Annotated in this window: 16 protein-coding genes; 6 read left to right on the top strand and 10 right to left on the bottom strand. The window is 48.7% G+C overall.

The window, feature by feature from the left end:
• Positions 1 to 99: 99 nt before the first annotated feature.
• The 4 genes from DWW90_RS12910 to DWW90_RS12925 form a co-directional block, all read right to left on the bottom strand.
• A complete protein-coding gene (locus tag DWW90_RS12910) occupies positions 100 to 1,197 on the bottom strand; it encodes a phosphotransferase enzyme family protein (protein WP_122345272.1) in 1,098 nt (365 codons plus the stop codon).
• Positions 1,198 to 1,223: 26 nt separating this feature from the next.
• Entirely contained in the window at positions 1,224 to 1,472 is a 249-nt protein-coding gene (locus tag DWW90_RS12915) for a DUF2442 domain-containing protein (RefSeq protein WP_115500456.1), read from the bottom strand.
• Positions 1,473 to 1,481: 9 nt separating this feature from the next.
• The gene (locus DWW90_RS12920; protein WP_115500455.1) at positions 1,482 to 1,739 is read right to left on the bottom strand and encodes a DUF4160 domain-containing protein; all 258 of its coding nucleotides are present in this window, start codon (positions 1,737 to 1,739) and stop codon (positions 1,482 to 1,484) included.
• Between the two features lie 196 nt (positions 1,740 to 1,935).
• Positions 1,936 to 2,190, bottom strand: coding sequence for a type B 50S ribosomal protein L31 (locus DWW90_RS12925; protein WP_008150452.1), 255 nt, complete (start codon positions 2,188 to 2,190; stop codon positions 1,936 to 1,938).
• A gap of 226 nt (positions 2,191 to 2,416) precedes the next feature.
• Between DWW90_RS12925 and DWW90_RS12930 the strand changes: the two genes are divergently transcribed.
• The gene (locus DWW90_RS12930) at positions 2,417 to 3,415 is read left to right on the top strand and encodes a class II fructose-bisphosphate aldolase (RefSeq protein ID WP_115500454.1); all 999 of its coding nucleotides are present in this window, start codon (positions 2,417 to 2,419) and stop codon (positions 3,413 to 3,415) included.
• A gap of 828 nt (positions 3,416 to 4,243) precedes the next feature.
• On the opposite strand, the gene DWW90_RS12935 is transcribed toward DWW90_RS12930, so the two are convergent.
• Both DWW90_RS12935 and DWW90_RS12940 read right to left on the bottom strand, forming a co-directional pair.
• Positions 4,244 to 5,650 carry an MFS transporter gene (locus DWW90_RS12935; protein WP_122345273.1) on the bottom strand — a complete coding sequence of 469 codons (1,407 nt, stop codon included), beginning with the start codon at positions 5,648 to 5,650 and terminating at the stop codon, positions 4,244 to 4,246.
• 6 nt (positions 5,651 to 5,656) lie between these two features.
• Complete coding sequence (locus DWW90_RS12940; protein WP_122345318.1) at positions 5,657 to 7,630, bottom strand: hypothetical protein; 1,974 nt, start codon at positions 7,628 to 7,630, stop codon at positions 5,657 to 5,659.
• A 147-nt stretch (positions 7,631 to 7,777) separates the two neighbouring features.
• On the opposite strand from DWW90_RS12940, the gene DWW90_RS12945 reads away from it, so the two are divergent.
• Positions 7,778 to 8,398 (top strand): DUF4923 family protein, encoded by a 621-nt coding sequence (locus DWW90_RS12945; protein ID WP_122345319.1) that lies wholly within the window; start codon positions 7,778 to 7,780, stop codon positions 8,396 to 8,398.
• A 77-nt stretch (positions 8,399 to 8,475) separates the two neighbouring features.
• Here the strand turns inward: DWW90_RS12945 and gcvP are convergent, their stop codons facing one another.
• The 4 genes from gcvP to DWW90_RS12965 are packed head-to-tail and all read right to left on the bottom strand — an operon-like array spanning position 8,476 to position 13,560.
• Entirely contained in the window at positions 8,476 to 11,328 is a 2,853-nt protein-coding gene (gene gcvP, locus DWW90_RS12950; protein WP_122345274.1) for an aminomethyl-transferring glycine dehydrogenase, read from the bottom strand.
• A gap of 13 nt (positions 11,329 to 11,341) precedes the next feature.
• The gene (locus DWW90_RS12955) at positions 11,342 to 11,980 is read right to left on the bottom strand and encodes an MBL fold metallo-hydrolase (RefSeq protein WP_115501350.1); all 639 of its coding nucleotides are present in this window, start codon (positions 11,978 to 11,980) and stop codon (positions 11,342 to 11,344) included.
• Positions 11,977 to 12,666: a 16S rRNA (guanine(527)-N(7))-methyltransferase RsmG gene (gene rsmG / locus DWW90_RS12960; RefSeq protein ID WP_122345275.1), complete on the bottom strand. Its 690-nt coding sequence runs from the start codon at positions 12,664 to 12,666 to the stop codon at positions 11,977 to 11,979. Before rsmG ends, DWW90_RS12955 begins: the two co-directional genes overlap by 4 nt.
• A 42-nt stretch (positions 12,667 to 12,708) precedes the next feature.
• Positions 12,709 to 13,560 carry a DUF3298 and DUF4163 domain-containing protein gene (locus tag DWW90_RS12965; protein WP_199662200.1) on the bottom strand — a complete coding sequence of 284 codons (852 nt, stop codon included), beginning with the start codon at positions 13,558 to 13,560 and terminating at the stop codon, positions 12,709 to 12,711.
• A gap of 286 nt (positions 13,561 to 13,846) precedes the next feature.
• On the opposite strand from DWW90_RS12965, the gene DWW90_RS12970 reads away from it, so the two are divergent.
• From DWW90_RS12970 to DWW90_RS12985, 4 genes are read left to right on the top strand one after another with little or no spacing between them, the layout of a single operon-like run.
• Complete coding sequence (locus tag DWW90_RS12970; protein ID WP_122345277.1) at positions 13,847 to 16,219, top strand: ABC transporter permease; 2,373 nt, start codon at positions 13,847 to 13,849, stop codon at positions 16,217 to 16,219.
• A gap of 15 nt (positions 16,220 to 16,234) precedes the next feature.
• Entirely contained in the window at positions 16,235 to 17,602 is a 1,368-nt protein-coding gene (locus DWW90_RS12975; protein WP_122345278.1) for a DUF4933 domain-containing protein, read from the top strand.
• Positions 17,603 to 17,622: 20 nt separating this feature from the next.
• Complete coding sequence (locus DWW90_RS12980; protein ID WP_122345279.1) at positions 17,623 to 20,031, top strand: ABC transporter permease; 2,409 nt, start codon at positions 17,623 to 17,625, stop codon at positions 20,029 to 20,031.
• 37 nt (positions 20,032 to 20,068) lie between these two features.
• Positions 20,069 to 20,743 carry an ABC transporter ATP-binding protein gene (locus tag DWW90_RS12985; protein WP_115500909.1) on the top strand — a complete coding sequence of 225 codons (675 nt, stop codon included), beginning with the start codon at positions 20,069 to 20,071 and terminating at the stop codon, positions 20,741 to 20,743.
• Positions 20,744 to 20,765: the final 22 nt, after the last annotated feature.

Genomic DNA, 20,765 nt, shown 5'->3' on the forward strand with positions numbered 1-20,765 from the left:
GCGGGTCAAGCCCGCAATGACACGCTAAAGCGTTAGAACTTACTTTTGACACACCCCCCCCCTTTATTTTTTAATTCTTAATTTTTAATTCTTAATTCCCTACAGCCATTCTCCCATGAACGCATCCATCTCTTCCGCATGCGCTTCAAGGCTCTGGAGGAGCTTGAACTGTGCTTTCGTACGGATCAGGTTGTGTTTGGGGATGTGGATTTTGTAGTATGTATCGCCGTTGATGTAGTCGGTCAGGAAACGGACGGTCTGCATATAAGTCAACAGGCGGCCGCCATACGGGAGCAGCTTGATCTCCGTCGGTGTCAGGAATGACTTGGCTTTTTCCATGTAGCCGCGCGTGTAGGCTTTGAAGATGTCCATGTTGACGTTGACGTTGTCCAGATTCTCATCGTCTTCGGCGCCGGTGTTGGCTCCCGTGCGGATGAAGTCGCCTATGTCGGACAGGACGAAGCCCGGCATGACGGTGTCGAGGTCGATCACACACAAAACTTTGTCGGTCTCGGCGTCGAACATCATGTTATTGACTTTCGTGTCGCAATGGTTCGTACGTTTCTTCAGCTTGCCTTCGCGATAGAGGCGTTCCTGGATGCACATGGCTTCGGCGCGTTTCTCGATCTCGTCGATCAGGTCTTTCACTTCGTCCAGACGTCCGGCGGCATTCGCTTTCACGGCGTCGTGGAACTGTTCGAGACGGAACTCCATGTTATGGAAGTTGGGGATCGTTTCGCCCAGTGTGCCTTCCGGAATATCGGACAGCATGGACTGGAAGTCGCCGAACGCCTTGCCGGCTTCGTAAGACAGTTCGGGTGTTACCTCTTCGTAGCTTTTGCTGTTCGGGATGAACAGGCATACGCGCCAATAGCTGTCGCCGTCGAAGTAATACAGTTTGTTGTCTTTTGTCGGAAGGAAGGTCAGCACCTTGCGGTCGATGTCGCTTTCGCCTTTTTCCTCCAGTTTCTTACGGATATGTGAAGTGACGACCTGGATGTTGTTTTGCAACATATCCACATTGGTGAAGATCAGGTGGTTGATGCGTTGCAACACGTATTTGATTTCGCCTTTTTCGTTCGTTACTTTCAGCGTATCGTTGATGTGTCCGTTTCCGAATGGTTCTGCGGAAACAACTTTCTCTGTGAGCTGGAACTGGTCCAGGATGTTCAGCAATTGTTCTTTAGTTTTTGACATGGTATAATGTTAATTGATAAATGAAACTAAGCTGGTACACTGTTTTCATAAAGGAACTCAGGAGCGAATCCGATCTCATTATTCCAATCGATCGTAAAAGGATCAATATTGAATCGTTTGAAATAATTCAGATCACGAAGTTTGCTGCAAATTCCTTTAGACAGCAAGGAAGAAAAATCCATTAATTTTTCCTGGCCGTCACTAAACCAAATACGTAAAATATAATCGTGGACGTATTCGGCTTTTAATACAGTAAGCAATTTATTTCCGTTCATGATGCAATACTACTTTAAAGGCTCAATTTTTAACGGCGCTTCATAATTACAGAGACGTTCCCAATTTGCCAATAATTCGTCTTTATGTAAGTCAAGCCATTCATAAACCAACGTCAGAGCCCTTCTTGGCAAACAGCCTGTAATAATACCGTCTTTTATGGTGATTATCGCTTTATATTCCTCATACCATATATGGAAATGGGGAGGATTATGTTCATTTATATACATATAAATAACAATTCCATAGAAACGACTGATCTCTGGCATAGTTGACTGTTTAGAATAACTTTTAGACAAAGATATGTATTTCTTTCCAATCTTCTATGTTTTGTTCTGTGTAATCTGCTATTTCATCTTATAAACGGAATGTAATGATAATAAGAAAGGCCATCCCGTGAAGGACAGCCTTTCTTATTTCTTTTTATAATTGTCAATTGTCAATTCTACATTGTCAATTGAATAATTATTTCTTGTTTCGGTTACCGTAGCGGCTCATGAACTTATCGACACGTCCGGCAGTATCCACCAATTTAGCCTTACCTGTGTAGAACGGGTGAGATGTGCTGGAGATTTCGACTTTTACCAACGGATAAGTAACGCCGTCAATTTCGATCGTTTCTTTTGCATTGATAGTAGAACGAGTGATAAATACGTCCTCGTTTGACATGTCCTTGAATACTACAGGACGATAGTTGTCAGGATGAATTCCTTTTTTCATTGCTTTGTTATCTTATTTTTAATTTATATTCTTATTACTTAGTCTGGTAACCGGTATTTTGGGTTGCAAAGGTATGGATTAGAGTTGAACTAACAAAGAAAATCCAAGTATTTTTTCTCGGAAGTCTACTTTTGCGTTATTTTACATGTTCAAAAGCATAATGTTCACGGATAGTTATTATCTTTGTGCAAGATTTTCAATCATTAACGTAATAACATATACAACAATGGTAAATTACAAAGATTTAGGTTTGGTGAACACAAGAGAAATGTTTGCTAAGGCCATCAAAGGCGGATACGCTATTCCGGCTTTCAACTTCAACAACATGGAACAGATGCAGGCTATCATCAAGGCTGCTGTAGAAACAAAGTCTCCGGTTATCCTGCAGGTTTCCAAAGGTGCACGCCAGTATGCTAATGCAACTCTGTTGCGTTACATGGCTCAGGGTGCAGTTGAATATGCTAAGGAATTAGGATGTGAAAAACCTCAGATCGTTCTTCACCTGGATCACGGTGATACGTTTGAAACTTGCAAGAGCTGTATCGACTCCGGTTTCTCTTCTGTCATGATCGACGGTTCTCACCTGCCTTATGAAGATAACATTGCGTTGACTAAGAAAGTAGTTGAATATGCTCACCAGTTCGATGTAACCGTAGAAGGTGAACTGGGTGTTTTGGCCGGCGTTGAAGACGAAGTTTCTTCAGACCACCACACTTATACGAACCCTGAAGAAGTAATCGACTTCGCTACTCGCACAGGTTGCGATTCTTTGGCTATCTCGATCGGTACTTCTCACGGTGCTTACAAGTTCACTCCGGAACAGTGCACGATCGACCCTGTTACAGGCAAGATGGTTCCTCCTCCATTGGCATTCGATGTTTTGGACGCTGTAATGGAAAAACTTCCGGGATTCCCTATCGTTCTTCACGGTTCTTCTTCTGTTCCGCAGGAAGAAGTTGAAACAATCAACAAATATGGTGGCGCTTTGAAGGCTGCTATCGGTATTCCTGAAGAATGGTTGCGTAAGGCTGCTACATCTTCTGTTTGCAAGATCAACATCGACTCAGACTCTCGTCTGGCTATGACAGCTGCTATCCGTCAGACTTTCGCTGAAAAACCGGCTGAATTCGACCCGCGTAAATATCTGGGCCCGGCTCGTGATAACATGGAAAAGCTGTACAAGCACAAAATTATCAATGTACTTGGTTCTAACGACAAACTCTAATTTCTGCAAGGGAACGAGATAAAGGAAAGGGGCGCCGGTTGGCGTCCCTTTTTTTTATTTCGCCCAGCACGACATATCCTAACGGGTGTAAGTCCCTAAAGCGCCCTGACAACGGTAAGCATACGGCTCACTCGATAATCATTGGGGATAACCACAAGGATGAGGCAAATTATACAATAACCCTCTTTTTGGGCGTTTTTCTATTTCTTCCGAAATCTTGATCCATTTTAGATTGACTCTTTTCACGGTTTTAATCTTCTTTACTGACAACAGATGGAGTGAGGTGCGCAGTCCGTTGCGAAAAACCTGCAATTTGATTACCAAAAGAAGGAAACGCCGACAAAGTGATAAAGCTTAACTCCCGGAGAATCGAATATTTGAAAATAAAACGGACGGCGTCCCAAATATCCCAAGGAAATTCAGGTGCTTTTTTGCCCTTACAACGGTCCTCTTTTCAATTAGGACCGTCCTAATCTCCATTGCGACCGTCCTAATCTTCGCGAGGTGCCGAGTGCACTACACATTAGCACGGTCGTGATGGCAAAGAGGACGGGGGTAATGACTAAAAGCACGCAAAAAAGGGGAAAAAGTCCCTTTTTGAGGTCAGAAAAGCGGATTAACATTTGTTTTATTTCGGATGTCTTTCGAACCGGAAAAATACGTTTTTTACAATAAGCCCCCTCTGCCGCAGGCTCTCTTTTGCCAAATAATGAATTTATCCCCAATTGCATCGCAGTTAAGAGAACCGCCGTATGCCGAACGGCACGTACGGTGGTGTGAGAGGTCGGAAAACGAAAGTAGGAGGAAAACTTCTACTTCGTTTTCCTCCTACTCGATTTTCCTTTTCAACGGAGCCGGTTCGGAGATGCGCAGGCAACTGACGATCCCGGCAACGATGGCAAATGCCCCGGCCAGGTAGAGGCAAGCCTGGGTGCTGTGGTTGGGGACGAGGTTGAATATCATGGCGACCAGCGTGGCGCCTAACGTCTGTCCCAACAGGCGGGCCGTGCCCAACATGCCGCTCGCCCCGCCGCTACGGTTGGTGGGGGCTGAAGAGATGATCGTGCTGTTGTTGGGCGTCTGGAAGAGGCCGAAGCCTGCCCCGCAGACAAACAGGCGCCAGATGATTTCCATATCGGTCGGATGGGCCGGCAACGTGGCGAGCAGGAACAGCCCGGTGGCGAATATGCTCATGCCGATGCCGCCTAAGATTCCCGGATGTATCTTTTCGACCAGGCGTCCGGCTGTCGGCGCCATGATCATGGTGGCCAGCGGCCAGGGCGTCAGGAGCAGTCCGGTGGCGACATCGCTTCGTCCTAACGTGTTCTGGAAGAAGAAGGGCAGGGAGATCATCGCTAACATCTGTGCCGTGAACGAGCTGATCGAGGTCCCGATGGAGAGCGAGAAGATCGGTATCCGCATCAGGTCGACAGGGAGCAGCGGGAAGCGCTGGCGCAGTTGACGGCGGACGAAGAAGAAGCCGATGATCCCTAACGCCACGACTCCGCAGACGATCAGGACGGCGCTTTTCTTATGGGCAATCCCTTCTAACGAGAAGATCAGGAGCCCGAAGGTCAGCGCGTTCATCAGACAGCTTGTCTTGTCGAAGCACCTGCCATAGGTCTTGACCGGATTCTGGGGCAGATGGGAGAGCCCGATAACAAGGGCGGCAATGCCGAACGGAACATTGACGGCGAACAACCAGTGCCACGAGCCGAGCGACAGGATGGCCGACGCGATGGTCGGGCCGGCCGCTATCGAGACGGCGACGACGAGGGCGTTGAGCCCCATGCCTCTGCCCAGAAACTTTTTCGGATAGATAATGCGCAGCAACGCCGTGTTCACGCTGGTGATGGCCGCCGCCCCGAATCCTTGCAGGATGCGGGCTGCCGTCAGTGTCCAGAAAGAACCCGACAGGGCGCAGATCAGGGAGGTGACGCTGAACAAGGCGATGCCCGACAGGTAGATGCGCCGGTAGCCGTAGATGTCTCCGAGGGAAGAGAAGGAGAGAAGCGAGATTGTGATGGCCAGCTGATAGGCGTTCACGACCCAGATGGTGACGGACGGTTCCGTCCCTAAGTCGCGTGCGATGGTCGGCAGGGCGACGTTGGCGATTGTCCCGTCGATTACGGACATGCCGACACCCAAGGCGGTGGCGAGGATCGCCCAGTAGCGCTTGGGCAGCGGCAGTCCGTCGGTTTCGTTTACTGTTGTTGTTCGATTGGCAGATATCATTCTTTTCTATTTAATCACTTCCCGTACGGCATGCAGCATCGGTTCGACTGTCAGCGGGCTGCCGGTCGCTTCCTGCATCCACCGGTTGGGCGTCAGGCGTCCCTGGCGGAAGATGCGTTCGACCTCGGTGGCGAAGTCTTTTCCTTCCAGGTACTGGTCTAACTGGAACTCGATGATCTGCCCGAAGGCATAGGCCGACAGATACAGCGGATAGCTGATCATGTGCGAGTAGACAGCCAACACCGTTTCGTCTTTCACGCCGAAAACGGGAGCATAATATTTATTCCATATCTCCTTGGACAGGGAGATCGTTGCCTCTTTCAGTTGTCCCGCCGTTGCGTCGGGATGCGCATACATCCATTTCCAGACGGAGATGTCCAGCATGGAGACGCCGCATATTTCGTACATGCTCCATATCTTGTCCAGGACGTCCATCGCCTGCTTGTCCGGGTTCTTGTCTGCGATGCCTAACAGCTCCAGGTCCCGTTTCTGGAAGACGAAGGCCAGGGCTTCGGTGAAGGCCGTGTTGGGTACGCCGCTCAGCATGTAATAATCCACGTCGTACATGGACAAGGTCTGCTCCACGTTGTGTCCGAACTCATGGATGGCGATGTTGTAGCCCTTATAATCCATGCCGGTTTCCGGGATGCGGGTGCGCAGGTGGGATTGTTGTCCCTTCATGGCTGCTCCCCAGGCGTGGCCGGAGCCGCGGGCAGCGTCGACCGTGATCTTGTCGGCCAGGTAGCGGGCGCGTTCGGGCGTGAAGCCGGCTTTTTGCAGGATGTTCGGCAGGTCTTTATCCAATGCTTCGGCGTTGGGATAGAGGGCCTGCGTCTGTTCATTCAGCTTCGTCTCGTCCAGGTTGCTGCGCGCCTTGAAGCCGTCATACCAGATGTCGTAGGCTTCTAACTTGCGGCCGAGGCGTTTGGAGATCATTTTGCCGACGGCTTTCAGCTCCGGGGCGGAGAGGAATTCGTCGAACAGTTTCTCCACGTCTGCCAGCGACACTTCCATGTCTTCCGAGAACTTCCGGTCGATGAAGGTGTTGCCCGTATATTTGTCAATCTCCTGCATGGCCTTGAAGTTGTTCAGCATCTTCTGGTAGCGGGTGGGCGATTCGGGCGTTCCCTGCACCTGTTTCCCGTCCAGCGTGATTTGGTTTGCGTACGGGTCCCATTCGTATTTGCCGGAGTTGATGACTTCGACAGGGATGTCCTGCACAATGATCCGCTTCATCACTTCGTAGACGGTGCGCTGTTTGTCGAGTCCTTCTTTTCCTTTGTTGTAGTTGGCCTTTATCTCATCGCGCAGGTTCCAATGCGAAAGCAGGATCATGTCTTTAGGAAACAACAGTTCCCCTTTTTTGTTCAGCACATGGCCCATATAAATATTGTAGGCCGAGATGTAGATGTCGGCATCGCTTTCCGCATTGCCGGCGGCTTGCAGGGCTGTCGCCGGGATGCGTTCGGTGAACATGTCGCCCAGGCGGGCATAAGCCCAGGCCTTCCGGTCGGAGCCCAATTGCTCTTTCTCTTCCAGCGTGTAATGGGGGAAGTTGAGCATGACGATGAATGCGATTTTGTTTTGATAGAAGTCGTCTTGCAGATGGGTGCCCGGGCTGTAGGAGCCGAACATCTCGTCGACGGCGTGGAGCGGGCCGGTCGGCTGGTGCAGATTCTTCATCAGGCGGAGGGACATCTCGTTGAAGTAGCCGCTGATGCCTTCCATATAGTCGCTGATTTTCAGGAATACTTGTTCTTTCTCGGCCGGGTCGGCGATGTAGTTCTTTTCGCAGAAGGCTTTGAATGCTTCAGCGTTTCCGTCGGATTCCTGCCAGAGGCGGGCGGCCTGGCGGACTCCTTTTTCGATGGCTTCCTTGTTCTTGCCGTCTTTGGCGGTAAGAGACTGGATGATCGACTGGACGATGGGCGGATCGATCTCTGCGTGACCGTTCAGGCAGGCAAGTGTACAGATCAGCATAAGGCAGATGTGTTTAGTTAGTTTTACCATGTTATTCGTATTATTTAGATTGGATTTATTCATCTTCAGGAATCATTGTCCGGTTACAAATGTAGGGATAATATTCGTATCTTTGCAGGACATAAATGTGAATAAGGATAGATGAAAATGAAAAAGAATTGGGTTTTGGGTGTTGCCGTGTGCGGCATATTGTCTGTGTCGGATGCTGCGTACGGGCAGTCTATTAAGGATATTTTGAACTCGGCAGCCGTGAAAGACGCCGTCACTGCTGTGACCGGGGGCAAGAAGCTGACAGTGGAAAACCTGGCGGGGACCTGGACGTACGTGAATCCCGGTATCCAGCTCGAAGGGGATAATGCCTTGAAGAATGTGGCGGCGAGTGTGGCTGCATCCGAGATGGAGAAGAAGCTGAAGGAATATTGCGCCAAAGTCGGGATCGTGGAAGGTGCGTTCAACTACACATTCAATTCGGACAGCACATTTACGAATGTCCTAAAGGGCAAGACGCTGAAGGGAACTTATTCCTTTAATCCGGACGAAAAGACGATGGAACTACATTACGGGAAGATCGGCAAGTCGAAGCTGACTACCATGACGGCGCATGTCGTCCTTTCCAATGACGAACTTTCACTGCTTTTCGATGCGGACAAACTGTTGGATTTCCTGACGAAGCTCTCTGCCGTTTCCAAGAATACGACTTTGCAGGCACTGAACAAGCTGGCAAGCCAGTACGACGGGATGATGCTGGGATTTGAATTGAAGAAATAAGGTAAATACATAAAAAAAGAAGCCAGGGTTTGTAATGATACATTCCCTGGCTTTTTTATTTGGAAAGATGATGGCCCTTAAATGTCACATGCGCAGAGCGTCGGGATCAGGTTGCGGTCGCCATATGCGTTGTCTACGCGAGCAACGTTGATCCAGAACTTGCTGTCGTGCAGCCATTCCAGCGGGAAGGCTGCTTTACTGCGCGGATATTCGTGTTTCCATTCAGCGGCTGTAACTTCGTATTCCGGGTGAGGAGCGTTTTTCAGCACGTTGTCTTCCTTCGAAGCCTTGCCTTCTTCCACTTCCTTGATTTCATCCCAGATGCATTCCAACACTTCTACGAAACGATCCAGTTCGGCTTTGCTTTCGCTTTCGGTCGGTTCGACCATCAGTGTGCCGTGCACCGGGAAGGAAAGTGTCGGCGCGTGATAACCGAAGTCCATCAGACGTTTGGCGATATCGCCCTCGTCGATGCCGGAGCGTTCTTTTACCGTGCGGCATTCCAGGATCAGTTCGTGCCCCACGCGGCCTGTTGCACCGGTGTAAACGATTCCGTATGTATCTTTCAGCTTGGCTGCCAGATAATTCGCATTCAGGATTGCCGTCTTGGTGACTGTCTCCAGACCTTCTGTTCCTAACATGCGGATATAAGCGTACGTGATCGGCAGAATGCCGGCGCTCCCGTATGGAGCAGCCGAGACTGTGTTCAGCTCGCTTCCCCACAAAACCGGATGTTGCGGCAGGAACGGAACCAGATGTTCGGCTACGCAGATCGGCCCCACACCGGGACCACCTCCTCCGTGAGGAGAAGAGAAAGTCTTATGCAGGTTCAGGTGGCAGACGTCAGCCCCGATCGTTCCCGGATTGGTCAAGCCGACCTGTGCGTTCATATTGGCGCCGTCCATATAGAGCTGACCGCCGCAGGCGTGGACAATGTCGCACATTTCCTTGATGTCCACTTCAAAGATACCGTGAGTAGACGGATATGTGATCATGCTGGCAGCCAGATTATCCTTGTTGGCTTCAGCCTTTGCGCGGAAGTCTTCGAGGTCGATATTTCCTTTGTCGTCACACTTCACCGTGACAGTCGTGAAGCCGCACTGGATGGCGCTTGCCGGGTTTGTCCCGTGGGCGGAAGCCGGAAGCAGAACGACATTGCGATGTCCCTGTCCGATGCTTTCCAGATAAGCGCGGATCACGCGCAGGCCTGCATATTCGCCGGCCGCACCCGAATTGGGCTGGAACGTGCAACCCTTGAAGCCTGTAATTTCACACAGGTAAGCGGACAGGTTCTCAATCAGTTCTTTGTAGCCTTCCACCTGGTCTTCCGGTGCGTACGGATGGATATTCATAAATTCCGGACGACTGAGCGGCAGCATGCTGGAAGCCGGATTCAGCTTCATGGTGCAGGAACCTAAGGAAATCATGGACTGTGCCAATGAGATATCTTTGCGGCCCAGACGGGTGATGTAGCGCATCAACTCCGTTTCGGTATGATATTTCTTGAACACGTCTTCCTGCAGGAAGTCGGATGTGCGGGCAAATTTCGGATCGAAATAAGTCTTTTCGGGAACAGCTTCTTTTAGCATATAATCTTTTCCGGCGGCACCGGCGAAGATGTACAGCAATACACCGATATCGGTCGGCTGTGTCGTCTCATCCAGGCTGACGCCCACCTGTCCGCCTTCAAAGTAGCGCAGGTTCACTTTGCATTCCAATGCGATTTCGCGGAGTGCATTGATCGAAACATGTTCCGGAAGCTGGATCTTCAGCGTGTCGAAATAGTCCTTGTTCAACTGTTTGTAGCCCAGCTTTTCCAGTTCCCCGGCCAGGAATCCGGCAGAGGCGTGGATGCGTCCGGCAATGTTCTTCAAGCCTTCGGCTCCGTGATAAACGGCGTAGAAGCCGGACATGGTGGCAAGCAAGGCCTGAGCCGTACAGATATTGGAAGTCGCTTTCTCGCGTTTGATATGTTGTTCACGTGTCTGCAATGCCAGACGGTAGGCGGCATGTCCGTAAGCATCTTTGGAAATACCGATGATGCGTCCGGGAATGGAACGTTTATACTCGTCCTTTGTCGCAAAGAAGGCAGCAGACGGACCGCCGTAGAACATCGGAATACCGAAGCGCTGGCTGCTTCCGAACACCACGTCCGCACCCCATTCTCCCGGAGGAGTCAGCAAGACAAGGCTCATCAGGTCGGTAGCAACGGCTACGCGGGTTTCGTTTGCGTTGGCACGTGCGATAAAGGCTGCATAGTCTTCAATTGAACCGTCGGCATTCGGATACTGTACGATCGCACCGAATACATCCGGCGTAAATTCGAATGTCTTGTAGTCACCCGTAACAACCCGGATACCTTGTGGAATCATGCGGGTGTGGATAACCGCCAACGTAGAAGCAAATACGTTTTCGTCTACGAACAGCGTGTTGGCTCCGGCTTTTGCCTGTGCGCGGCTGCGACTTCCATAGAACATGGTTGCAGCTTCGGCTGCGGCTGTCGCTTCGTCGAGCAGCGAGCAGTTTGCCAGCGGCAGGCCTGTCAGTTCGCAAACGACAGTCTGGAAATTCAGCAGCGCTTCCAGGCGGCCCTGCGACACTTCTGCCTGATAAGGCGTGTACGAAGTGTACCAAACCGGATTCTCGAATACATTACGCTGGATGGGAGCCGGGCAAACAGTGTCGTACCAGCCCATTCCGATGTAAGAAGTGAAAACTTCGTTTTTGGAAGCCAGTTCCGAGATGTGTTCGGCAAACTCACGTTCAGTCATGGGTTCGGGAAGGTTAAGCGGCTCTTTCAAGCGGATGTTGGACGGGATGGTCTGATCGATCAGCTCGTCAACCGACTTAACGCCGATGGCTTGCAGCATGGAAGGAATGTCTTCCGCCGAAATACCTACGTGACGGTTTACAAATTTATTTGTGTCCATAATATTATGTAGTTTATAAATAGGGATTATTAAACTTTTCGTCGAAGACTCTTGTTTCCGGTCCGTGTCCCGGATAGATGACTGTCTCGTCGGGCAGGGAGAGGAGTTTGTCGCGGATGGCAGCTACCAGCACTTCCTGGTTTCCACCCCAGAGGTCCGTACGGCCGATGCTTCCGGCAAACAGGGCGTCGCCGACAATGGCAAAGCCGTTTTTCTTATTATAGAAAGCTACACTGCCGGGAGAATGTCCGGGAACGGTCAGCACCTGCAGTTCGGATGTCCCGAACTTGATGATTTCGCCTCCGACAATATATTTTTCTACCGGAACGTTTTCCACGTGCTGGCGCAGCCCGAACAGTTTGGCCTGTTCGTCAGGCGAAGGCAGCTTCTCTACATCCAGCTTGTTGGCTTCCGGGTTGAGTCCGTATGTCTTGTGTATAAAACCGTTCCCGAACACATGATCCACATGCAGATGCGTACAAAGCAGATGCTTTAGCGTCAGTTTGTTCTCGGAAATGAAGTCGCTCAACTCCTTTTCCTCTTCTTTGCGGCAGCAGCCACAGTCGATCAGCACGGCTTCGCGTGTTTCGTCATACAACAGGAATGTGTTTTCCTGGAAATAGTTAAACTCGAACGATTTTATTGTAATCATAACGGTACGTACACTACTTTTTTAGTTTGGAAAAATTCTTCTTTAAAATGGTCACTCAGGTTAAGACTGACAGCTTGATTGCGGAATGGCAATATTTCATGCTGTAATTCCCCTCCCTTCAAACAAATCAAACCATTCGGAAGAGCATTTTGTTGTTCCTTTTTAATATTCTTACGAGCAATTTTCACCAGATCGGCAAGCGGCATGACGGCACGGCTCACGACAAAGTCGAAAAGCCCCTTTTCCTCCTCGGCGCGGCAGTGGCGGAAGGTGACGTTTTTCAGGCCGATCGCTTCGGCAACGGCTTGTCCGACTTTGATCTTTTTCCCGATGCTGTCCACCAGATGGAATTGCACGTCCGGCATCAGGATTGCCAACGGGATACCGGGAAAACCGCCTCCCGTACCGATGTCCATCACGGTCGATCCGTCTTTGAACCGCAACATCTTCGTCAGCCCTAACGAGTGGAGGACATGATGCAGATAGAGATTCTCTATATCTTTGCGCGAAATCACATTGATTTTAGCGTTCCAGTCCGCATATAGGGGAAATAAGGCGTCTATCTGTGCTTGCTGCCCGTCCGTCAGTTCCGGAAAATAGGCTTTTAGAATAGACAATTGGCTATTGACAACTGCCGATTGTTCGTTGGCGGTCGACTGTGTTCCGTTTGTGTTGATAAGCTCCATTAACGATAGGTATATGAAGTATTATTTCTTACTTTTTAATTCTTAATTCTCAATTAACTTCGAAACCGGGCTGTCTTTCTTCAACAAATACTGGATTTCATCATAGGGAAGAAATACGTTTGTAGCCCCTACGACATAGGCTGCTATCTCATATTCATTGAATGTATAGGTGATCCCGTTCCCGTCGATCAGGAAATTGCCGTTCGGAAAGATTTCTTCGACACTGAAGAAACCGATGTTTTCCAGGTCTTTTGCATTCTCCACATTGTTTTGCTTGGCAATATGGTCGACCAGTATTTGGGCGAGGCTGTCCTGGAAGTTATCGATAAAGATGTCTTCTTCCGTGATCGCATTGCCTGTTTTGAGGTTGATCACATGATTATTATATGCGTGCGCTCCATGCGCTCCACCTGTGTAATTCTCAAATCTCACGATATAGCTCAGAATATCATTCTGGTTGTAGGCGATTTCGTCGGACGATGATTCATAATAAGAGAACCAGGCTCCGACCGGCAGATCGTCTTTTTTCTCCAACTCGGCCTTGAAGTCGGTTTCCAACTCCTTGTAGGCATCCAGATAATCTTCCGTGTATTTGGCTGCTGCATCTTCCGGTGACAGATTTTCATAGTTTTCCCCAAAGTAGGAGAGAACGAAGTCGTTCTGGATCTTCTTCAATATTTCTTTGTTTGCGAATTTAACCGGATAGATGAAGTTTAATTGGAAATCACAATTGGGATTATCCGGATTCTCTAACAGGTGGTATGTTTTTTCTACCCGGATGGAATCGAACTTGATTTCATTGTCCGTCGTCTGTTTTGTACTGGTGTTACAGCTTGTTACAAACACACCCAAAAGGAAACATACAATCAGACTTTTGCATATTTGTGTACTCATCGGAATCATAGATTTTAGATAATACTTTATGATGCAAATGTACGCTATTATCTTTTAATAAACGAATGCTTCCTTTTTAAATTTTCCTTGCGGGCGGATCGATATGCTTCAATATACGGAAATATCGACTTGGCCATATTGTTCTGTTTGTGCGTTTTTGCACGTACGGCGTACGAATTCGTACAATCATCTTAAAGGGTGTTGTTCTTATTTGATTGCTAATTAGGATTTTCCGGAAATGGCATGGTCTTTGCGTTATTATTTGTATTAAACAAATACTGTGTCTATGTTTAAACATTATGTAAAGGTCGCACTCCGGCTGATAAAACGGAGTTTCTTGTTTTCGTCTATCAATATGTTGGGTTTTGTATTGGGGATGACGGCTGCTTTCCTGATTTACCTCTGGGTGGTGGATGAGTTGACATTTGAAGATTTCCAGAAAGATGCGGACTCCATTTATCGGGTGGTGACAGTCGATAAATTTGATGACGGCCGGCTTGTGAAGAAAGGAAACGGGGGAAGTGCTGCGTTGAGCAATGCTTTTCGCAAAGAGTTCCCGCAAGTCGAGGATGCGACTTTTATCCGTAGAGAAGGACAACGCCCTTTCTTTTTGGGAGAAAAGCAATATGAGGCGGATGTCGCCTACGTCGATACGACTTTCTTTCGTTTCTTCAGTTTCCCTGTCTTGTCCGGCGATCCGAACCGGATTCATACCGAACCGGCCTCTGTTGTGATTTCCGACCGGATGGCGCGTAAGCTGTTTGGTACGGATAATGCCGTCGGAAAGGAGTTTCAGGGTGTTTATTACGGCCCGGTAGCGTATTATAAAGTAGCGGCGGTCATAGCCGTACCACGTAAGTCTCATATCCAGGCGGATATTTTTTTCACCGGCAGTGAATATCTGAAAGGCAGTAATATCGTGTTTGGTTCGTCATGGGGACCTTTTACAGAAGCCTTAGTTTATATCAAGATGGGAAATATAAGGATGACTTATGCGGATCGGAAACGGATGAGCCTGCTGATGAAGGAACATACGGGAGATGATGTTTATCTGATGTTCCAGCCTTTGAAAGAAATCCATCTGCATACGAACTTTGAAGATGTGGCGGTCAGGAACCACGGAAGCCTTTCGCTGATCTGGCTGTTCTCGGCACTGGCGTTGTTGGTTATTTTTATGGGAGCGTTCAATTTTACGACTTTGTCGACGGCGCGTGCCTCTTTGCGGTTCCGGGAGATCGGTGCGCGAAAGGTGTGCGGCGCCAAGCGGCATGCGCTGGTGATGCAATTCCTGTCGGAAAGTATCGTGCAGGCTTTTCTTTCCCTGGTGCTGGCTTTGGCGTTGACCGAATTGTTGTTGCCGTTCTTTAATATGTTTGTCGGAAAGGATATCCGGTTGGTCTTTTCGTGGGAAGTTGTTTGGTTTATCTTGCTGGGCATATTGGGAATCGGGGTTTTGGCGGGGAGTTATCCGGCCTTATATATGTCGTCTCTTAATCCTTTGCTGGCATTTAAGGGCGGGAAGATATCCGGAAAGAAAGGCGATTTCATTAAAGGGCTGGTTTGTGTGCAGTTCTTTATCGCGATCCTGTTGGTGATTTGTACGTCGGTTATATTCAAACAGCTGTATTATATGCAACATAAAGATTTGGGGTTGGACAAGGAGAATGTCGTTTCTGTAAAGACAAATCTTTGGTATGAGGTAGACGCTTATAAAAAGGAAGTCCTGAAAAATCCGAATGTGAAGAGCGTGTCGATGGGCACGCAAATAGATAATTATCTGGAAGGTTATGACGTAGAATCCTTAAAGGAATTTACCTGGCAGACGAATGACGAAATGAGTAAAATGAAGGCTGCTTTTCTCTTTGCTGACGGCGACTTTGTGAAGACGTACGGCATTCAGATATTGAAAGGAGAAGCCATGAAATCGGATTATGACGCCTATTGGAGGTATGAGAACCGCATGGTAATGATCAATGAAACAGCCTGGAAGCAGATGCACGTAGAAGACCCGATCGGGATAGAAACAAATTTAGGAAAGATTGTCGGTGTGGTGAAAGACTTTAACTTCTCGCCTTTGCGGAAGCCGATCCTGCCTGTATGCATCTTCTATACTCCTGAAAATATGTATTCCCTTCATTTTAAAATAGCTCCGGAGAATAAAGCGGAAACGATACGTTTCTTGAAAGAGCTATATGAACGGATGAACCCGGGGCAGTTCTTCACTTATGAGTTTTTTGACGATGCTTTGTCCCGGACTTATGCTCCGGAACGGCAACAGGGATACGTCTCGTTGATATTTACTTTTATTGCAATCCTCATAGCGATGATGGGCGTGTTCGGACTGGTCGCCCTTTCGGCGCAGCAGCGGACGAAGGAGATCGGGATTCGTAAAGTGAACGGGGCGCATACGGAACGGATTGTCAAGATGTTCTGTCGGGAATATATGCTGAGGCTTGCGATTGCATTTGTGGTGGCATGTCCGGTCGCATACTTTCTGATGCACAACTGGCTGGCAGGTTTTGCTTACCGGACGACGTTGAGCTGGTGGTTGTTTCCGTTGGCAGGTCTGATTATCCTGTTGATTACGCTCCTGACCGTCATCGGCCAGAGTTACCGGTCCGCTTCACAGAATCCGGTCAAGTCATTACGATATGAATAATAATAAAAAGAAGATATGAAGCTGATTTATTTTGCTCTTTGCCTACTCGTGTCGTTGGGTAGCAGTTGTAAGAATAAGAACCCGAATCTGAGTAAGGATGAACTATTTTCGGAGATGGAACAGGTTTCCGAGGTGGAAGTCGCAGATACATCTTCGGTGATGACGGAAGGCCACGTACCGCCAGCCGGAATCCGTTATGCGGCAAAGCTGGACCGGAGCGAACCTTTGATTCATCTGGATATCGAGGCGGCATTGCGGAATGTCCGGCCTGTTAAGTTGAGTGACTTCGGGAAAGAAATTGTCTATCACCGGATTGGTGTATTCGAACATGGAATAGATGCTTCGTTCACTCCGGTGGAGGACGGCTACTTGGTGATTTGTGCGGAGGGATTATGGTGGCTGGATAAAAACTTGAAGAAAGACAAGCTACTGATAAAGAACGATGTTGAGTTTATGTCGTCCGGTGATTTTGAAGGATACAGTCCGCACTCTATGCTGAAGAGTTATGATTACGATCTGTCTTCCCGCTCCGTTTATTGCCAGTTCTTTTTGGAAGATAAGAAGAATAAAAGTTTTGTAATGTACACGTCGCGTATTCCATTGGCGGAATTACGACAGCGTTCTTCTCCGATGGATCTGAATGATTTGCCGAAATGGCTTAAAACGAAGGATGAGCCGAATGTTTTTGCCCGGATAGCGCGTGTTTTTATTGTTAAGAATGGCTTTGCACTGTATCGGGAAAGTCTGAATGCGCTTTATACGTTTGCTGCCAACGGAGATACACTATGCTATTTTGCTCCGGGGAGCGGTGAGTTTAAGGCGATGAAAGGGACTATCAGGAATGCCGAGAGCAGCGATCTCTATAAATATAAAGGGCAGGAGTGTTTCCGGTTGGCCTATACCGACACCTTGTTCCGTACTTTGGATGCGTCTACGTTCCGTCCTGCCTATAAGATCGATTTCGGTACGCATCAGGCAACCCGTGCGGAAGGGCTGAATCCTGCTGTCGATTTATCGGATAAATATCTGGTTCATAACCTCACGGAAACGGATGACTACCTGTTTCTTAGCCTGACACAGAACCATGATTGCCCGAACACCCGGAATGCCGGAACAGTCAAGTTCTTTCAGGTTATTTATAATAAGAAAAACGGCGAGCTCTATTCTTTTGTCGACAAAACAAAAAAGACGGTTCCCGGACTTATCCCGAACGATTTGGACGGAGGTATCGGTTATTGGCCTAAGATACAGATGAACGGGCAGCCTTATATGCTGCTGATCGGGCGTGCTTTGAAACGTGCGGTTCCTGCCGACCGGCTATCGAAAATTCCAGCATTGCAAGGGTTGGAGGATAAGGAAATGGTTTTAATAACAGTACGATAACTATTTTAAGAGGATTAGAGATGTTGAAACACTATGTCAAAGTCGCCCTCCGGTTGATAAAACGGAGTTTCCTGTTCTCGTCTATCAATATGTTAGGCTTTGTGATAGGGATGACTGCCGCTTTCCTGATTTATCTCTGGATTGTGGACGAGTTGACGTTTGAAGATTTTCAGAAGAACAGGGATTCTATCTACCGGGTTATTGCGGTAGAACAAGATGCCGGCGGAGAGGAGAAGGAATCTGCCTATACGGTAGCGCCGTTGAGCAAAGCCTTCCGGGATGAGTTCCCGCAGGTGGAGAATGCCACTTTTACGTTGAACTTCGGAACTTTGAACCTGCATTCGGGAGCAAACCTGATCGAGGCTAAATACACGTATGTGGATACTACTTTCTTTGATCTTTTCAGCTTTCCGGTCGTTGCCGGCGATCCGGCACTGATGAAACGGGACCCGCAACAGATCGTGCTGGCCGAATCGGCTGCACGGAAACTGTTTGGCGAAACATCGGCTGTCGGCAGGGAAGTGACTTGCCGGTTCCTGGGGCAAACATTCCGCTATAAAGTGGCGGCTGTCCTGGAAATCCCGTGTAAAAGTCATATAAAGTTTGAAGTGTTGTTGAGCGAACAGGCTTATCCGGCTCCGGTCGGTTGGGATTTTGTCGAAGGAACAACTGTGTATGTCCAGATAAGGAAGGGAACGGTTTTGTCCGACGCCGACCGGGAGAAGATGGGGCGCGTCTGGTTCAGCCACGATGACAAAGGGAAATATCTGGAGTTCCAGCCTTTGGAAGATATCCATTTGCATACTCTTTTTAAAGACCCGGAAGTGGATAATCATGGAAATATGTCCCAGATTTATCTGTTTATGGCTTTGGCTGTACTGATTATCTTTATGGGAGCGTTCAATTTTACAACCTTGTCTACGGCACGCGCTTCCCTGCGCTTCAAGGAAATCGGAGTAAGGAAAGTGACGGGTGCGAAGCGTAAGACGCTGGTAGTGCAATTCCTGGCGGAGAGCCTGGTACAAGCCTTTCTCTCGCTGATTCTGGCATTGGCGTTGACGGAATTGTTGTTGCCGTTTTTCAATCAGTTTGTCGGGAAAGATATCCTGTTGACATTCGGTTGGCAGACCTTGTTGTTTGTCCTGTTCGGGATTATCGGAGTCGGTTGCCTGGCCGGTGCGTTTCCAGCGTTCTATATGTCGCAGTTCAATCCGTTGCAAGCCTTTAAAGGTGGACGGGCGACCGGGAAGAAAGGTTTGCTGATCAAAGGACTGGTGTGCGTGCAGTTTGTCATTGCCATAACGATGGTGTTTGCGACTTCTGTCGTATTCCGGCAACTCCATTATCTGCAAAATGCGGATTTAGGGTTGGATAAAGAAGATATGGTTGTGGTCGATTGCGGATTCTTCGATCTGATGTCTTATATGGGAGGTTACGGGATAGACGATTATAAACAAGCCGTACTGAAAAATCCGAATGTGAAACAGGTCACCGGAGGGGCCGAACTCTCGAATTATCTTCAGGGACATAGTTTTGAGGAGAGTGTCTTCAGCTGGGCGGACGTGACCGGACAGGTCGATTCGTTGAAAGCGGTCGGGATGGCCGGTGACGCGGATTTCATGGAGACATTAGGGTTGACTCTACTGAAAGGCAAGCCGTTCGGCGCAGACAAGAACGCTTTTATGGAGGGTGCGTATGCGAAAGAGTTACCGATCGTCATTAACGAAACAGCCTGGAAGATGATGCGAGTGGAAGATCCGGTCGGTATGCTTCTCCGGAACAAAGGTGGGTACGGAGAGACGTCGAGGATAGTCGGCGTCGTGAAAGACTTTAACTTCCAACCTCTGCGGGAAAAGGTAAAACCTGCTTTTCTGTATTATTCCCGCCGGTTCTTGAACACCCTTTATATAAAGATATCACCAGTGAACAAGGCTGAAACGTTGAAGTTCCTGAAAGAAGAATATGAGAAGATGCGTCCGGACAATGTGTTTACTTACCGTTTTTTCTCGGATGCCCTTCGCCAGAACTATGCCCATGAACGCCAACTTGGACAGATGTTTTTGATCTTTACTGTACTTGCTATTCTTGTCGCCATGATGGGTGTCTTCGGCCTGGTCGCCCTTTCGACGGCGCAACGGACAAAGGAAATAGGTATCCGGAAGGTCAACGGTGCTCATTCGGACCGGATCGTGAGGATGTTCTGCCGGGAGTATATGATTTGGGTCGGTGTAGCGTTTGTGATAGCTTGCCCGCTGGGTTATCTCTTTATGGCTCGCTGGTTGAGCAACTTCGCTTATCAGGCAACGGTCGGCTGGTGGCTTTTCCCGGTGGCGGGACTGGTTGTGTTGCTGATTACGATACTGACAGTTATTGTCCAAACCTGGCGTGCCGCTTCCCGGAATCCGGTGACATCACTACGTTATGAATAAAAAGAAAATGATAAATAGAAATAAAAAGTAAACAGTTATGATAAAAGCAATTAATCTGACAAAAGTTTTCCGCACGGAAAGCGTGGAAACAACAGCCTTGAACGGCATTAATCTGGAAATAAACGAAGGTGAATTCCTGGCAATCATGGGGCCTTCCGGTTGTGGAAAATCTACTTTACTGAATCTGTTGGGGTTGCTGGATAATCCGACGGACGGCGAACTATGGTTCCTCGGGCAGGAAGTGTCGCGGTACACGGAGAACAACCGGACGGATTTACGGAATGGGAATATCGGTTTTGTTTTTCAGAGTTTTAATCTGATAGACGAACTGACGGTTTTTGAAAATGTGGAACTTCCTTTGCTCTACGCCGGTGTATCGGTGAAAGAACGGGTGGATAGAGTCAATGCCGCCCTCGACCGGATGCAGATAGCCCACCGCTCGGAGCATTTTCCACAACAACTGTCCGGTGGGCAGCAACAACGTGTGGCGATTGCCCGTGCCATAGTCACGAACCCGCATATCGTGCTGGCGGATGAACCGACCGGAAACCTGGACTCTGTCAACGGCAACGAAGTGATGAACCTGTTGCAGGAACTGAACCGGGAAGGAACGACAGTCGTAATGGTCACCCACTCCGAAGAGAATGCCCGGATGGCCGGCCGTCTGATCCGTATGATAGATGGGAATATACTGACTGAAAGTAGGAAATAGGATAACATATTAAATCTAAGAA

The sequence above is a fragment of the Parabacteroides sp. AF17-28 genome, assembly GCF_003479205.1.
Classification (GTDB): Bacteria; Bacteroidota; Bacteroidia; order Bacteroidales; family Tannerellaceae; genus Parabacteroides; species Parabacteroides acidifaciens.

Bases quoted from the DNA above. Each gene is read 5' to 3' on its own strand.
- DWW90_RS12910 (WP_122345272.1), bottom strand. From the start codon at position 1,197: ATGTCAAAAACTAAAGAACAATTGCTGAACATCCTGGACCAGTTCCAG.
- DWW90_RS12915 (WP_115500456.1), bottom strand. From the start codon at position 1,472: ATGAACGGAAATAAATTGCTTACTGTATTAAAAGCCGAATACGTCCAC.
- DWW90_RS12920 (WP_115500455.1), bottom strand. From the start codon at position 1,739: ATGCCAGAGATCAGTCGTTTCTATGGAATTGTTATTTATATGTATATA.
- DWW90_RS12925 (WP_008150452.1), bottom strand. From the start codon at position 2,190: ATGAAAAAAGGAATTCATCCTGACAACTATCGTCCTGTAGTATTCAAG.
- DWW90_RS12930 (WP_115500454.1), top strand. From the start codon at position 2,417: ATGGTAAATTACAAAGATTTAGGTTTGGTGAACACAAGAGAAATGTTT.
- DWW90_RS12935 (WP_122345273.1), bottom strand. From the start codon at position 5,650: ATGATATCTGCCAATCGAACAACAACAGTAAACGAAACCGACGGACTG.
- DWW90_RS12940 (WP_122345318.1), bottom strand. From the start codon at position 7,630: ATGCTGATCTGTACACTTGCCTGCCTGAACGGTCACGCAGAGATCGAT.
- DWW90_RS12945 (WP_122345319.1), top strand. From the start codon at position 7,778: ATGAAAAAGAATTGGGTTTTGGGTGTTGCCGTGTGCGGCATATTGTCT.
- gcvP (WP_122345274.1), bottom strand. From the start codon at position 11,328: ATGGACACAAATAAATTTGTAAACCGTCACGTAGGTATTTCGGCGGAA.
- DWW90_RS12955 (WP_115501350.1), bottom strand. From the start codon at position 11,980: ATGATTACAATAAAATCGTTCGAGTTTAACTATTTCCAGGAAAACACA.
- rsmG (WP_122345275.1), bottom strand. From the start codon at position 12,666: ATGGAGCTTATCAACACAAACGGAACACAGTCGACCGCCAACGAACAA.
- DWW90_RS12965 (WP_199662200.1), bottom strand. From the start codon at position 13,560: ATGAGTACACAAATATGCAAAAGTCTGATTGTATGTTTCCTTTTGGGT.
- DWW90_RS12970 (WP_122345277.1), top strand. From the start codon at position 13,847: ATGTTTAAACATTATGTAAAGGTCGCACTCCGGCTGATAAAACGGAGT.
- DWW90_RS12975 (WP_122345278.1), top strand. From the start codon at position 16,235: ATGAAGCTGATTTATTTTGCTCTTTGCCTACTCGTGTCGTTGGGTAGC.
- DWW90_RS12980 (WP_122345279.1), top strand. From the start codon at position 17,623: ATGTTGAAACACTATGTCAAAGTCGCCCTCCGGTTGATAAAACGGAGT.
- DWW90_RS12985 (WP_115500909.1), top strand. From the start codon at position 20,069: ATGATAAAAGCAATTAATCTGACAAAAGTTTTCCGCACGGAAAGCGTG.